The organism is Streptomyces sp. NPDC007905, assembly GCF_042959345.1.
GTDB lineage: Bacteria > Actinomycetota > Actinomycetes > Streptomycetales > Streptomycetaceae > Streptomyces.
This window is the reverse complement of record NZ_JBIBKS010000013.1, coordinates 81,401-94,407: the sequence shown is the minus strand read 5'-3', so window position 1 is coordinate 94,407 and position 13,007 is coordinate 81,401. Positions and strand designations below refer to the sequence as shown.

The window sequence follows — 13,007 nt, the reverse complement described above, 5'->3', positions numbered from 1 at the left end:
GGCTGTCGGTTCCGCATAAGTTGCCGGGCCACCTGGGCCGGAAAAGCATGGGGAGGTGAGCTGTCTGCGCCTTCCCCACCTCAACGGCGACCTGCTGTGCTTCGTGGCCGAGGACGACCTCTGGGTGGCCCCACTCGACGCCCCGGGCCGCGCCTGGCGGCTCACCGTGGACCGCGCCAAGGCCGGACACCCCCGCTTCTCCCCCGACGGCCGCCTCATCGCGTACACGACCTGGCGCAGCCTCGTCCCCGAGATCCACCTCGTCGGCGTCGACGGCGGACCCGCGCGGCAGCTGACCTACTGGGGAAGCGTCGACACCCAGGTCTGCGGCTGGACGCCCGCGGAGGAGGACGGGAGGAGCGACATCCTCGCCGTCGCCTCCCACGGCGAGCCCTTCTCGTACTTCACCTGGGCCTACAAGGTGTCCACCGACGGCGACCCCGGCCGCAAACTGCCCTGGGGCCCGGTCTCCGACATCCAGGTCGCCGACCTCGACGGGCAGCACAAGACCCTGCTGCTCACCGGCACCCCGCCGCACGAACCGGCCTCGTGGAAGCGGTACCGGGGCGGCGCCATGGGCCGGCTGTGGCTGCACGGGCAGCGGCTGCTGCCGGACATCGGCGGCCACCTGGACGCCCCCATGTTCGTCGCCGGCCGGATCGCCTTCCTCTCCGACCACGAGGGCGTCGGCAACCTCTACTCCTGCGCCTACGACGGCTCCGACCTGCGCCGCCACACCGACCACGACGCCTTCTACGCCCGCAACGCCTCCAGCGACGGCACCCGGGTGGTCTACCAGTGCGCGGGCGACCTGTGGCTGGTGGACGACTTCGCCCCGGACGCCGTGCCGCGCAAGCTCGACATCCGGCTGAGCGGCCCGCGCCCGGGACGCCGCAGGTACCAGGTGCCGGCCGCCCAGCACGTGGACGGCATCTCCGTGGACGAGACCGGGCGCGCCAGCGCCGTCGTCGTACGCGGCAGCCTGTACTGGCTCACGCACCGGGACGGACCGGCCCGCACGATCACGGACACGCCCGGCGTGCGGGTCCGGCTGCCGGAGATGCTCGGCTCCACCGGGCAGGTGGCGTACGTGACGGACACCGAGGGCGAGGACGCCCTCGAGATCGCCCAGTTGCCCCGCGCCAGCGGCGACCGCCCGCCACGCCGGTTCGCCTCGGGCGAGCTGGGCCGGGTCCTGGAGATGGTGTCCGACCCGCTGGGCGAGCGGATGGCGATCGCGTCGCACGACGGACGGCTGCTGCTGATCGATGCGACGGAAGAGGCGGAGATCCCGGAGAGCGCGGAAGGCACGGCGGGCACAGAGAGCGCGGAGGGCACGGCGGGCACGGAAAGCGCGGAGAGCACGGCGGGCACGCAAGGCACGGAGAGCGCGGAAGGCACGGCGGCCACGCAAGGCACGGAAGGCGCCGGTGAGGGTGTCGCCGCGGACACCCGGGGCCCGGGCGGTTCCGAGGGCCGGGTCACCGAGCTGATCCGGTCCATCAACGGGCCCGTCCGCGACCTCGCCTTCTCCCCGGACGGCTCCTGGCTCACCTGGTCCCACCCGGGCATCGGCCGCTCGCTGCGGCAGATCAAGCTGGCCCGCATCAAGGACCGGCTCATCGTGGACGTCACCAACGGCCGTTTCGAGGACGAGAACCCCGTCTTCACGCGCGACGGCCGCTACCTCGCCTTCCTGTCCTGGCGCGGCTTCGACCCGGTGTACGACGTCCACACCGGCGACCTGTCCTTCCCGCTGGGCTGCCGCCCCTACCTGGTCCCGCTGTCCTCCGCGACCCCGTCCCCGTTCGCCCTGAACCCCGAGGGCCGGCCGGCCGCGGGCGGGCTCGACCCCGTCGAGGACGAGGAGACCGGCGAGGGCGGCACGGTGACCGTGGAGGTGGAGGGCCTGGAGAACCGGGTGACGCCGTTCCCGGTCATCGCCTCCAAGTACTCTGCGCTGTACCCGGTGGCGGGCGGCGGCCTGGTCTGGCTGCGCTGGCCCATCTCCGGCGCGCTGGGCGAGACCTTCGCCAACCCGGCCGACATCAGCGGACGGCCGACACTGGAGTACTTCAACATCGCCAAGGCGAAGAAGTCCGAACTCGTCGACCACCTCGACTGGTTCGCGGTGAGCGGGGACGGCACCCGCCTGGTGGTGGTCGACGAGGGCGATCTGCGGGCGGTGCCGTCGACCGAGTCCGGCGACGCTGACACGACCGTGTGGATCGACCTGCGCCGCATCCTGCACGAGGTCGACCCGCCCGCCGAGTGGCGCCAGGCGTACGAGGAGGCCGGCCGGCTCACCCGCGCCTACTTCTGGGAACCCGGCATGTGCGGCATCGACTGGGACGCGGTGCTCGACCAGTACCGGCCGCTGGTGGAACGGGTCGCCTCCCCCGACGAGTTCGCCGACCTGCTGCGCGAAGTGCTGGGCGAGCTGGGCACGTCCCACGCCTACGTCACCGCCGCCCGCCGCAACGAGGGCCCGCCCCACTACCAGCGCTGGCAGGGCCTGCTCGGCGCCAACTTCGTACGCCGGGACGGGGGCTGGATGGTCAAGCGCATCCTTCCCGGCGACTCGTCGGACTCCAAGGCGCGCTCGCCGCTGGCCGGGACGGGCATCCGCGAGGGCGCCGTACTGACCCACGTGGACGGCCGTCCGGTCGACCCGGTGGCGGGACCGTATCCGCTGCTCGCGGGCTCGGGCGGTACGACCGTGGAGCTGACCTTCATCCCGGCCGCGACCCCGGAGGGCGGGGCGGGGCGGCCCCGGCGGGTCGCCGTCGTCCCGCTCATCGACGACCGGCCGCTGCGCTACCAGGACTGGGTCGCCAAGCGCCGGGAGGTCGTCCGGGAGTTGAGCGGCGGCAAGTGCGGCTACCTGCACATCCCCGACATGGGCGGCTCGGGCTGGGCCCAGTTCAACCGGGACCTGCGCATGGAGGTGTCGCGGCCCGCGCTGCTCGTGGACGTGCGCGGCAACGCGGGCGGGCACATCAGCGAACTCGTCATCGAGAAGCTCTCCCGGAAAATCCTGGGCTGGGACCTGACCCGGAACGCGCAGCCGGTGTCGTACACCTCGAACGCGCCCCGGGGCCCGGTGGTGGCCCTGGCGGACGAGGCGACCTCCTCCGACGGCGACATGATCACCGCCGCCTTCAAGCTCCTGAAGCTCGGGCCGGTCGTCGGGCAGCGCACCTGGGGCGGAGTCGTCGGCATGACTGGCAGGCACCGCCTCGGCGACGGCACGGTGATCACGGTCCCGATGAACGCCGCCTGGTTCGACGCCTACGGATGGTCCGTGGAGAACCACGGCGTCGCCCCCGACCTGGAGATCCAGCGCACCCCCCTGGACTGGGCCGAGGGCCGCCACGCCCAGCTCGACGACGCGGTCCAACTGGCCCTGGAGCTCCTGGAGACCAACCCGGCGGCGGTCCCCCCGGACTACAGCGACGTACCGAACCGCTCCCGGCCGAAACTGCCACCGCGGTCCACCTGACCACGAGCGGTACGCGTCAAGGATGGCGACGTCAAAGGGCGCGGGGAACCGCGCGAGCCGCTCCCACGGCGCCGCACCCGGCAACGCACCGGCAGCACAAGGAACGTGGGGTGCCTCGAAAGAAGGGCACCCCACGTCCCCGGTCAAAGCCGAGCGCAGCGACTAGGCGTCGTAGTCCTGGTCGAAGCGGTCCTCCATCTCCTGCTCCGTGTCCTCGATGTCACGGAAGTTCTGGCGACCGCGCTCGGGCTGCTGGCCACGCTGCGGCTGGCTGCCACGCTGCGGCTGGCTGCCGCGCTGCTGCTGGCCACGCTGCGGCTGGCCCTGCTGGCCGGTCCGCTCACGGGTCTCGCCGAGCTTCTGCTTGCCCTGGTCCTGCCACTCGTTCGACTTGTCCTTCATACCCATGTGGGTTCACTCCCGTAGTGGGTGGGGGTGGGGGGTTCGACCCCTCAGTGGGGCCTCGACCAGATTCACACGGGGGAACACGGAGTGCACGTCGATCAGTTACGGTGCGTAGCGCGGGCCGCCTCGTCGGCCTCTCCACCTGCGCCGACGAGTCCGGAGCGCATCCCCTGCAGCCGCGGCGCGAACCGCCGCATCTCGCGCTGGCCGACCGTGCCGATGAGCGCCGGCAGGTATCCGCGCACACCCTGCATGCCGCGCAGCCACCACTGCCCGTACACGTGCGCCGAGCGCCGCTCGATCCCGGCCACGATCCGGTCCACCGCCGGGCCCAGCGGGTAGGTCTTGTTCGACGGCCACGGCAGCCGCTGCCTGAGCTCGCGCATGACCTCGTCCTGGTCCGCGCCGCGCACCATGTCGGTGTCGGTCCAGGACAGGTACGCGACACCGACGCGCACGCCCTGGTAGCCGACCTCGGCGCGCAGACTGTGCGCGTACGCCTCCACGCCCGCCTTGGAGGCGCAGTACGCCGTCATCATCGGCGCCGGGGTGATCGCGGCGAGCGAGGCGATCTGCAGCAGATAGCCACGGCTCTCGGTGAGCACCGGCAGGAACGCGCGCGCGGTCACCGCCGAACCGATCAAATTGACCTCGATCACCCGCCGCCAGGCCTGCGGATCGGAGTCGGCGAAGGGTCCGCCGGTCGCCACACCGGCGTTGGCGACGAGGATGTCGACCTTGCCGAAGCGCTCCTTGACCTCCTGCGCCACCCGGCTCATCGCCTCGTGGTCGGTGACGTCCGCGTACCAGTGGGCGCTGTCGCTGTGCAAACGCTCGGAGACCGCCTTGAGCGCCTCCTCCTCCAGTCCGACCAACGCGACCTTGGCGCCGCGCGCGGAGAGCTTGCGGGCGAGCAACTCGCCTACGCCGCGGGCCGCTCCGGTGACGACGGCGACCTGCCCTTCGAGGCTGACCCTGCTCATGCGCCCTCCTTGATCTGCTGCACGGGGGTGGGGTGGGGCTGCGGCTGTGCCGCCGGGGGGTTCCCCGTGACGTACGTGGTGACGAGTTCCCGGATCCTGCCGGTGACCAGATCGGGAGCCTCGATCGGGGTCATGTGGCCGACGCCGGGCAGTTCGGTGAGGCCGATGCAGTGGGGCAGCGCGGCCACCAGCGTGCGGGCGTGCACGGGGGGCGTGAGCCGGTCGCAGGCGCCGTGCACCACCTCGGTGGGTGCGCGCAACTCCCGTACGCCGTGATCGAGGTCGAGCGCCGCGAGCACACCGGCCCAGCCGTGGCGTACGGCGCGCGGGCAGGCGTGCACGATCCGCGCACACGCCTCCACCATGTGCGGGGCGGAACCGGCGCCCATGGTGCCGTACTTGAGGATGCGCTTCGCGAGGGGTGTGACCGGTCCGAGAGGGGCGCGTGAACCGAGAATGTGCCCGGTGATCCAGGTGCGTACGCGCCCGGCGCGCAAGGGAAGCACGAGCGACTCCGCGACCAGCCGGGAACTGCCCGTGCTGCACAGCAGGACGGCGGCGGCGTGTTCACGAAAGCGGGGGCTCGCGGCGGCGGCCATGATCGTCATCCCACCCATGGAGTGGCCGACGACCAGTGCCTTCTCCCCGCGTTCCAGCGTCTGCGCGAGCACCGCCTCCAGGTCGTCCGCCAGCACTTGGGTGGTGCACGCGGGGCTCGCCGGACTGCGCCCGTGCCCCCTCTGGTCGTACGCGATCACCCGGTGGTCGCGCGTCAACTCCCGTATCTGCGCCGCCCAGAAGGCGGTCGAACAGGTCCAGCCGTGGGAGAGGACGACAGCGGGCGCATTCTCGGGCCCGTGCACCTCGACGTGCAGACGCGCGCCGTCGGCGGAGACGACGGTGAGGGTGCGTGAGGGGGCGGGCGGCGCGTAGGGTCCGGTGGACACGGAGGCGATGCGGCTCATACGGCGGCCTCGCTCTGCTGGGTTCCGGCGGCGGGCGCGGAGGTGGTGCGCGAGGGCGCGCCGGTCTCCTTCGCGCGGGCCTCCTCCGCGCGGGCCTCCTCCGCGCCGGTCTCCTGCGCGCCGGTCTTCCGAATGACCTCGTACTCCGCGAGGTCCACCCGCCGGGTCGCGCGCCGGAACTCCGATGTCGTACCGGGCCAGATGGTGGTGTTGCGGCCGCTCGCGTCGAGGTACCAGCTGGTGCAGCCGCCGGTGTTCCACACGGTGCGTCGCATGCGCTCCTGGACCTCGCGGTTCCACGCGTCGACGGCGGCAGGCCGGGCGTCGAGGGCGCTGCGGCCGCCGAGGACGTCGAGCTGGCGCAGGTAGTCGGCCATGTAGTTCAGCTGGGACTCGATCATGAGGATCATGGAGGAGTTCCCGAGGCCGGTGTTGGGCCCGATGATCGTCATCCAGTTGGGGAACCCGGCGGCCGAGGCGCCGCGCAGCGCCTGCATGCCGTTCTTCCAGGACTCCGCGAGCGTGACGCCGTCCGCGCCGACCACGCGCTCGGCGATGGGCATGTCCGTGACGTGGAAGCCCGTACCGAAGATGATCGCGTCGACCTCGGCCTCGCTGCCGTCGGCGGCGACCACGGTCGAGCCCCGGATCTCGCTGAGCTCGCTCGCGACGACGTCCACATTCGGCTGGGCCAGCGCCGGGTAGTACTCGCTGGACAGCAGGATCCGCTTGCAACCGATGCGGTAGTCGGGGGTGAGCTTGGCGCGCAGGGCCGGATCCTTCACGGCGCGGGCCATGTTGCGCCTGGCGAGCCGCTCGACCAGGCCGAGTTCGTCGGGATGCTTGGTGAACGCCTGCACCTGCAGCTCCCTCATCCCCCACAGCAGACCGCGCCGGAGCAGGGTGGTGAAGGGCAGCGCCCGGTGCAGCCGGCGCTCGGCGCCGCTGATGGCCCGGTCCACCCGGGGCATGACCCAGGCCGGGGTGCGCTGGAAGAGGGTGAGCCGGCCGACCCGGCGCTGGATGGCGGGCACGATCTGGATGGCGGAGGCGCCGGTGCCGACCATGGCCACGCGCTTACCGCTCAGGTCGTAGTCGTGGTCCCAGCGGGCCGAGTGGAACACCGTGCCCGGGAAGGACTCGAGTCCGGGGATCCCGGGGATCTTCGGGTCGGACAGCGGCCCGGTCGCGGACACGACGACATCGGCGCTCAGCGTCCCGCGCGCGGTCTCGATCTCCCACCGCAGCTGCTCGCCGTCCCACCTCATCATCTTCACTTCAGCGCCGAAGCGGATGTGCGGGCGCAGCCCGAAGACGTCGGTGACGTGCTCCAGATAGGCGCGGATGTGCTCCTGCCCGGAGAAGGTGCGCGGCCAGTCCGGGTTGGGCGCGAAGGAGAAGGAGTACAGATGGGACGGGACGTCACAGGCGCACCCGGGGTAACTGTTGTCCCGCCAGGTGCCGCCGACGCTGTCGGCCCGCTCCAGGACGACGAAGTCGGTGATCCCCTCCCGGCGCAGCCGCACGGCGGCCCCGAGACCGCCGAACCCGGACCCGATCACCGCCACTCGAACATGCTCGTGCTCGGCCATCCCGAAGCCTCCACGCATCACCTTGGATTCTGCCAGTGAACACTGGCGCAATGGGACTGTAGAGCAGCTCCGTACCGAGCGGTAGGGGGCGGGAAGGGCTGTTTGCATCAGCGGCTCCGCCGCGGGTACCGGCGGTACAACATAGGCTGCGGGCGTGGCAGACGACGGCGGACACAAGGACGAGCAGGGCGGCGGGCAGACCGGCGAACCGCGTGAATACCGCATGGAGGAGCTGGCCCGCCTGGCCGGCATCACCGTGCGCACCCTGCGCTTCTACCGCGAGCGCAAGCTGATCCCGCCGCCCCGCCGCGAGGGCCGCATCGCCTGGTACGACGACCACCATCTGGCCCGCCTGCGCACGATCGCGGCACTCCTGGAACGCGGCCACACCCTCACCGGGATCGCGGAACTCGCGGAGGCCCTCGACCAGGGCCGCGGCGTCGCCGACCTCCTCGGCGTCGGCACCCCCACCGAGGAGGAGCCGGTCCGCCTCACCCCCGAGGAACTCGCCGCCCGCTTCGAGGGCGAGGTCACCCCCGAGAACCTCGCGGCCGCCATGGACCTGGGCTACCTCGGCACCGACGGCGACGAGATCGTCCACATCAGCCGCCGCCTGCTGGACGTCTCCTCCGCCCTGGTCCGCGAGGGCATCCCGCTCGCCGAGGTCCTGACGGCGGGCAAGCGCGTCCGCGAACACGCCGACGCCCTGGCGGAACTCTTCACCGCCCTGATCCTGCGCCACACCACGGAGGACGACCTCCACCGCCTGCGCCCCCTGGCGCGGAGCGTGGTGGAGGCGGAACTGTCCCTGGCGCTGGACCGGCGGATGAGGAAACAGGACTGAGCCGCGGCCCCGTCCGCCCCTACAGGTCGTACACGACGGTCACCGGCGCATGGTCGGACCACCGCTCGGCGTGCGTGGCCGCGCGCTCGACGTACCCCTTGACCGCCCTGGCCGCGAGCCCCGGCGTGGAAACGTGGAGGTCGATCCTCCATCCCGAATCGTTGTCGAACGCCCGCCCCCGGTACGACCACCACGTGTACGGTCCCTCCACCTCCGGGTGCAGGGCGCGTAGGACGTCGACGTAGCCGCCGTCCTCCGGGGCGTACACCCGGCCGAGCCACTCCCGCTCCTCGGGCAGGAAGCCCGAGTTCTTGGTGTTGCCGCGCCAGTTCTTGAGGTCGGCCTGCTGGTGGGCGATGTTCCAGTCGCCACAGACGACCACGTGGCGCCCGTCGGCGGCGGCCCGTTCCCGCAACTGCTTGAGGTGGGCGAGGAACTCGCCCATGAAGCGGAGCTTCTCCTCCTGGCGTTCGGTGCCGACCTCGCCGGAGGGCAGATAGAGGGAGGCGACGGTGACGCCGGGCAGGTCGGCCTCGACGTAGCGGCCGCCGCCGTCGAACTCGGCCGAGCCGAAGCCGACCCGGACGCGGTCGGGCTCGCGCCGTGTGTAGAGGGAGACACCCGCGCGGCCCTTGGCGGCGGCCGGGGCGTGCACGACGTGCCATCCGTCGGGCTGCCGGACCTCCTCGGGCAGCTGGTGCGGCTCGGCACGCACCTCCTGCAGGCAGACGACGTCCGCGGAGGTCTGGGCGAGCCACTCCACGAAGCCCTTCTTCGCGGCAGCCCGCAGCCCGTTCACGTTCACCGAGGTCACAGTCAGCACCAGGGCACGATACCGGCACACTGGTCGAGGACCGCATTCCCACCGTTTGCATAGAAGTACGATGCCCAGCATGAATATACGTCGCGTTCGTTTCGATCACCCCGACGCCGTCAAGCTCAACGACGAGGTCCAGGCCGAGTACCACCTGCGCTACGGCGACGGCGGCGACGCCACGGCCCTGGACGCCGCCGACTTCGACCCGCCCCGCGGTGTGTACCTGATCGCCTACGACGAGCACGACCGGCCCGTGGCCACCGGGGGCTGGCGCAGCCAGGACAGCAACGGGGAGGGCAACGAGGACGGCGACGCCGAGCTGAAGCGGATGTTCGTCGTCGCGGAGATGCGTGGCCTGGGCCTCGCCCGCCGCATGCTCACGGCCCTGGAGGAGGACGCCCGGGCAGCCGGCCGTGTCCGCATGGTCCTGGAGACCGGCACCAAGCAGCCGGAGGCCATCGCCCTGTACACGTCGTGCGGTTACGAGCCCTGCACCAAGTTCGGCTACTACCGCCACTACGAGGAGAGCCGCTGCTACGCGAAGCAGCTGTAGACACGACGAAGCCCCAGTCGGCCAATGCCGACTGGGGCTTCACGATGCGTGGACCTGAGGGGATTTGAACCCCTGGCCCCCTCGATGCGAACGAGGTGCGCTACCGGACTGCGCCACAGGCCCTTGCAACGAGGGAAACTCTAGCATCCCCGTCGGGGTGCTTGGAAATCCGTTCCCTGACTGGTCAGGGGCGGGGTTCCAGCGGCGTGACGGCCGTCACTCGTTGGCCGCGCGGGGGCGGCCACCGTCCTCGTACTGATCGAAGAGGGGCGTGCGTCCGCGCCCGCGAGCCCGTCGTGCGGAGGCGGCGCGGCGGGCGTCGCTGCGGCCGTCCGCCGGCTTGTCCTCGGACTCGGGCACCGCATGGTCCGTGTCGGCCTCGGGCGCGTGGCCGGCCTCCTGCTCCGGTGCGACCGAGCTGGAACGCGCCGAGCTCCAGGTGTCGGGCGCGCCCAGGTCCACGTCGGAGGTGGCCCGCGGCGCGACCGGTGCGGTCACGTACGTCGGCAGCGGTACCGGCACCGGGTCCCAGCTGTCCCCGTGCCCGGGCCGCCGCTGCCGCTCACGCTGCTGGTCCACCCACTCGGCGTGGTCGGTCTGCTCGACGAGGGCGCGACGGTCCGCGGCGAGCGCGGAGAGGCCGGGGTCGGTCTCGGTGTGTGGCCCCTCGTCCGGTACGTCGGCGCCGGACCCCGCGTCGAGCGGCGCGCGCCGGCGCGGCTGACGCTCGCGCAGGCGCTGGGCCGCGATCTCGGCGCTCCGGCGGTCCATCTGGTAGGCGAAGCGACGGCGCTCCTGGGAGCGCAGGTAGGCGATGTACCCGCTGAGCAGTACCGCGGGCACGCCGGGCGCCCACAGGAAGGCGAGGCCGCCGACGGCGGCGACGATCGCGCCGAGCGTGAAGGCGAGGAAGAGCATCACGGTGGTGCGCCGGCGTCGCGCGAGCACCTTCGAGCGCTGAGCGCGCGCCGCGGACGCCTGCGCCGAGGGTGTGCGCCGCGGGGCCGGTACACGTTTCTGCGCGGGGACGGTGCCCGACATAGGTGCGGAGGGGGACTTGGGCGCCGGGATGACGGACTGCTCGCGTGCCGGTTCCGTCCGTCCGGACGTCTCCGGCTCGGCGTCGGCGCGTACCTGACGGCGGGTCGGAGGCACGGCGAAGGCCCGGACGTCCACCGAGTCGGTGACGGCGTCCGGGTCGCCGGAGGCCGGCTCCCCCTCCTGGGCGGAGCGCGCCCGCAGGTCCTTGGCGTACCGGCGCTCCATTCCCGCCCGTCCGGACAGCAGCCGGATGGCGGTGCTGAAGCGTTCCGTTGGACGGGCCTCGTTCAGCTCGTCCTGCCTACGGAGCCACATCGGCACCAAGTAGGCGGCCCAGGCCCCGACGATGACTGCGTAGATGAGGCCGCTGCTGCTCACGTCTCACACGGTAGAGGGGTTTGCGCGAGGCCATCCGCCAATTGGGCCGGTGTGTCGCACGATCTGGCTGATATTTCCAGCTTTTTTTGCGACCGATGCGATCACCGGACCGTCGAAGTCGCGAATTGAATGCCTCCAGGCGGTCGCCGACCGATCAATTTCGAACACATATTCAATTTCCGGACTGGGCGTGATTCCCCGGGTGTGGTGTGTGCCGCTCCTGCGCGGAGCGCGCCCGCTGCCAGCGTCCGAGCAACCCCTCGGGCACTTCTTCCGCCGTCAGCGCGAAGACGAGGTGGTCGCGCCAGGCTCCGTCGATGTGGAGATAACGCGGCCGCAGCCCCTCCTCGCGGAATCCGAGTTTCTCCACGACGCGTCGGCTGGGCCGGTTCTCGGGGCGAATGCACACCTCGATGCGGTGCAGCCCGACGGTGCGGAAACAGTGGTCCACCACGAGGGCCACGGCCGTCGGCATCACCCCGTGCCCGGCCACCGCCTCGTCCACCCAGTAGCCGACGTGCCCCGAGCACATCGATCCCCAGGTGATCCCGGCGACCGTCAACTGCCCGACGAGCCGCCCCTGGTACTCGATGACGAACGGCAGCATCCGGCCCGCGTTGGCCTCCGACCGCAGGTGCCGGACCATCTGGCGGTAGGTCGGCCGGTGCACGATCGGCCCGCTCGGCGTGGGCGGCGGAATGGTCGCCTCCCAGGGGCGCAGCCAGTCCCGGTTGCGCCGGTTCACCTCACGCCATGCCCGCTGGTCGCGCAGCTTTATCGGCCGGAGGACGACATCGCCGTCCACCAGTACGGCGGGCCAGGACGGGCTGTTCAGCTCGCACCCCCACTGGTGGCGCCGGGTCTGGGGTGGTCGCCGCCGCGCATCTGGTCGACGGCGTGCACCAGCAGCGGCTCCAGGACGGCCAGGCCGTCCCGCACCCCGCCGGTGGAACCCGGCAGGTTGACGATGAGCGTCCGCCCCGCCACCCCGGCCAGTCCCCGGGAGAGCGCGGCGGTCGGCACCTTCTCCCGACCGAACGCCCGGATGGCCTCCGCGATGCCCGGCACCTCGTGCTCGATCACCTTCCGGGTCGCCTCGGGCGTGCGGTCGGTGGGCGAGATGCCGGTGCCTCCGGTGGTGACGACGACATCGAATCCGGCCGCCACGGCCTCCCGCAGCGCCGTCTCCACCGGGTCCCCGTCGGGCACGACCCGCGGCCCGTCGACGGTGAACCCGAACCTCTCGAGGCCCTCCGCGATCAGCGGTCCGCCCCGGTCCTCGTAGACGCCTGCGGCCGCGCGGTGGGACGCGGTCACGACCAGCGCGCGGTACGGCCCGCCGCTCATGCCCGGCTCCAGTCGCCCGACTTGCCGCCCGTCTTCTCCTCCACCCGTACGTCCGTGATGACCGCTCCCTTGTCGACCGCCTTGACCATGTCGATCACGGTGAGCGCGGCGATCGTCACCGCGGTGAGGGCCTCCATCTCGACGCCTGTACGGTCCGTCGTCTTCACGGTGGCCTGGATCTCCACGGCGTCGTCCGCGACCGACAGGTCCAGTTTCACACCGGACACCGACAACGGGTGACAGAGCGGGATCAGATCAGGGGTGCGCTTGGCGCCCATGATGCCCGCGATGCGCGCGGTGGCCAGGGCGTCCCCCTTGGGCACCCCCTCGCCGCGCAGCAGCTCGACCACGCGGGGTGAGACGAGGACGCGGCCGCCGGCGCGGGCGGTGCGCGCGGTCACGTCCTTGCCGGACACGTCGACCATGCGGGCCGCGCCCGCTTCGTCGATGTGCGTCAGTCGGTCCTGCGCGGAGGTTCCGGGGGTCTCCCCCCGGGATGGCACGGTCATGGTGTGTGGCGCTCCCGGTCCGGGCCCGTCGCGGTGCGGCGCACGGGCCTGCTGTGCGCGACACGGTACCG

General features: G+C 71.9%; 12 protein-coding genes and 1 tRNA gene. 3 read left to right on the top strand and 10 right to left on the bottom strand.

The genetic code is table 11. From position 1 onward, the window contains the following. Window positions 1–55: 55 nt before the first annotated feature. A complete protein-coding gene (locus ACFZDC_RS23410) occupies window positions 56–3,502 on the top strand; it encodes a S41 family peptidase (protein WP_391326685.1) in 3,447 nt (1,148 codons plus the stop codon). A gap of 162 nt (window positions 3,503–3,664) precedes the next feature. On the opposite strand, the gene ACFZDC_RS23405 is transcribed toward ACFZDC_RS23410, so the two are convergent. The 4 genes from ACFZDC_RS23405 to ACFZDC_RS23390 all read right to left on the bottom strand — a co-directional run bounded on the left by ACFZDC_RS23405 (window position 3,665) and on the right by ACFZDC_RS23390 (window position 7,447). Then, window positions 3,665–3,910, bottom strand: coding sequence for a hypothetical protein (locus tag ACFZDC_RS23405; RefSeq protein WP_391326683.1), 246 nt, complete (start codon window positions 3,908–3,910; stop codon window positions 3,665–3,667). A gap of 95 nt (window positions 3,911–4,005) precedes the next feature. Beyond that, the gene (locus ACFZDC_RS23400; protein ID WP_391326681.1) at window positions 4,006–4,890 is read right to left on the bottom strand and encodes a short-chain dehydrogenase/reductase; all 885 of its coding nucleotides are present in this window, start codon (window positions 4,888–4,890) and stop codon (window positions 4,006–4,008) included. Next, entirely contained in the window at window positions 4,887–5,855 is a 969-nt protein-coding gene (locus ACFZDC_RS23395) for an alpha/beta fold hydrolase (RefSeq protein WP_391326679.1), read from the bottom strand. The genes ACFZDC_RS23400 and ACFZDC_RS23395 overlap by 4 nt, the downstream gene beginning before the upstream one ends. Then, complete coding sequence (locus tag ACFZDC_RS23390) at window positions 5,852–7,447, bottom strand: NAD(P)-binding domain-containing protein (RefSeq protein WP_391326677.1); 1,596 nt, start codon at window positions 7,445–7,447, stop codon at window positions 5,852–5,854. Before ACFZDC_RS23390 ends, ACFZDC_RS23395 begins: the two co-directional genes overlap by 4 nt. Window positions 7,448–7,670: 223 nt before the next feature. Here ACFZDC_RS23390 and ACFZDC_RS23385 point away from each other — a divergent pair, with 223 nt between their 5' ends. Continuing rightward, the gene (locus ACFZDC_RS23385) at window positions 7,671–8,291 is read left to right on the top strand and encodes a MerR family transcriptional regulator (RefSeq protein WP_391326934.1); all 621 of its coding nucleotides are present in this window, start codon (window positions 7,671–7,673) and stop codon (window positions 8,289–8,291) included. Between the two features lie 19 nt (window positions 8,292–8,310). Here the strand turns inward: ACFZDC_RS23385 and ACFZDC_RS23380 are convergent, their stop codons facing one another. Further along, window positions 8,311–9,114: an exodeoxyribonuclease III gene (locus tag ACFZDC_RS23380; RefSeq protein WP_391326675.1), complete on the bottom strand. Its 804-nt coding sequence runs from the start codon at window positions 9,112–9,114 to the stop codon at window positions 8,311–8,313. 70 nt (window positions 9,115–9,184) lie between these two features. On the opposite strand from ACFZDC_RS23380, the gene ACFZDC_RS23375 reads away from it, so the two are divergent. Beyond that, a complete protein-coding gene (locus tag ACFZDC_RS23375) occupies window positions 9,185–9,661 on the top strand; it encodes a GNAT family N-acetyltransferase (protein ID WP_391326673.1) in 477 nt (158 codons plus the stop codon). A gap of 49 nt (window positions 9,662–9,710) precedes the next feature. On the opposite strand, the gene ACFZDC_RS23370 is transcribed toward ACFZDC_RS23375, so the two are convergent. The 5 genes from ACFZDC_RS23370 to moaC all read right to left on the bottom strand — a co-directional run bounded on the left by ACFZDC_RS23370 (window position 9,711) and on the right by moaC (window position 12,936). Then, a tRNA-Ala gene (locus tag ACFZDC_RS23370) sits at window positions 9,711–9,784 on the bottom strand. A 93-nt stretch (window positions 9,785–9,877) separates the two neighbouring features. Then, on the bottom strand, window positions 9,878–11,080 hold the full coding sequence (gene glpR, locus ACFZDC_RS23365; protein ID WP_391326672.1) for a gephyrin-like molybdotransferase receptor GlpR: 1,203 nt from the start codon (window positions 11,078–11,080) through the stop codon (window positions 9,878–9,880). Window positions 11,081–11,252: 172 nt separating this feature from the next. Then, window positions 11,253–11,885: a GNAT family N-acetyltransferase gene (locus tag ACFZDC_RS23360; protein ID WP_391326670.1), complete on the bottom strand. Its 633-nt coding sequence runs from the start codon at window positions 11,883–11,885 to the stop codon at window positions 11,253–11,255. 26 nt (window positions 11,886–11,911) lie between these two features. Further along, a complete protein-coding gene (locus ACFZDC_RS23355; RefSeq protein ID WP_391326668.1) occupies window positions 11,912–12,427 on the bottom strand; it encodes a molybdenum cofactor synthesis domain-containing protein in 516 nt (171 codons plus the stop codon). Beyond that, complete coding sequence (gene moaC / locus ACFZDC_RS23350) at window positions 12,424–12,936, bottom strand: cyclic pyranopterin monophosphate synthase MoaC (protein WP_391326666.1); 513 nt, start codon at window positions 12,934–12,936, stop codon at window positions 12,424–12,426. Before moaC ends, ACFZDC_RS23355 begins: the two co-directional genes overlap by 4 nt. Between the last annotated feature and the right edge of the window lie 71 nt (window positions 12,937–13,007).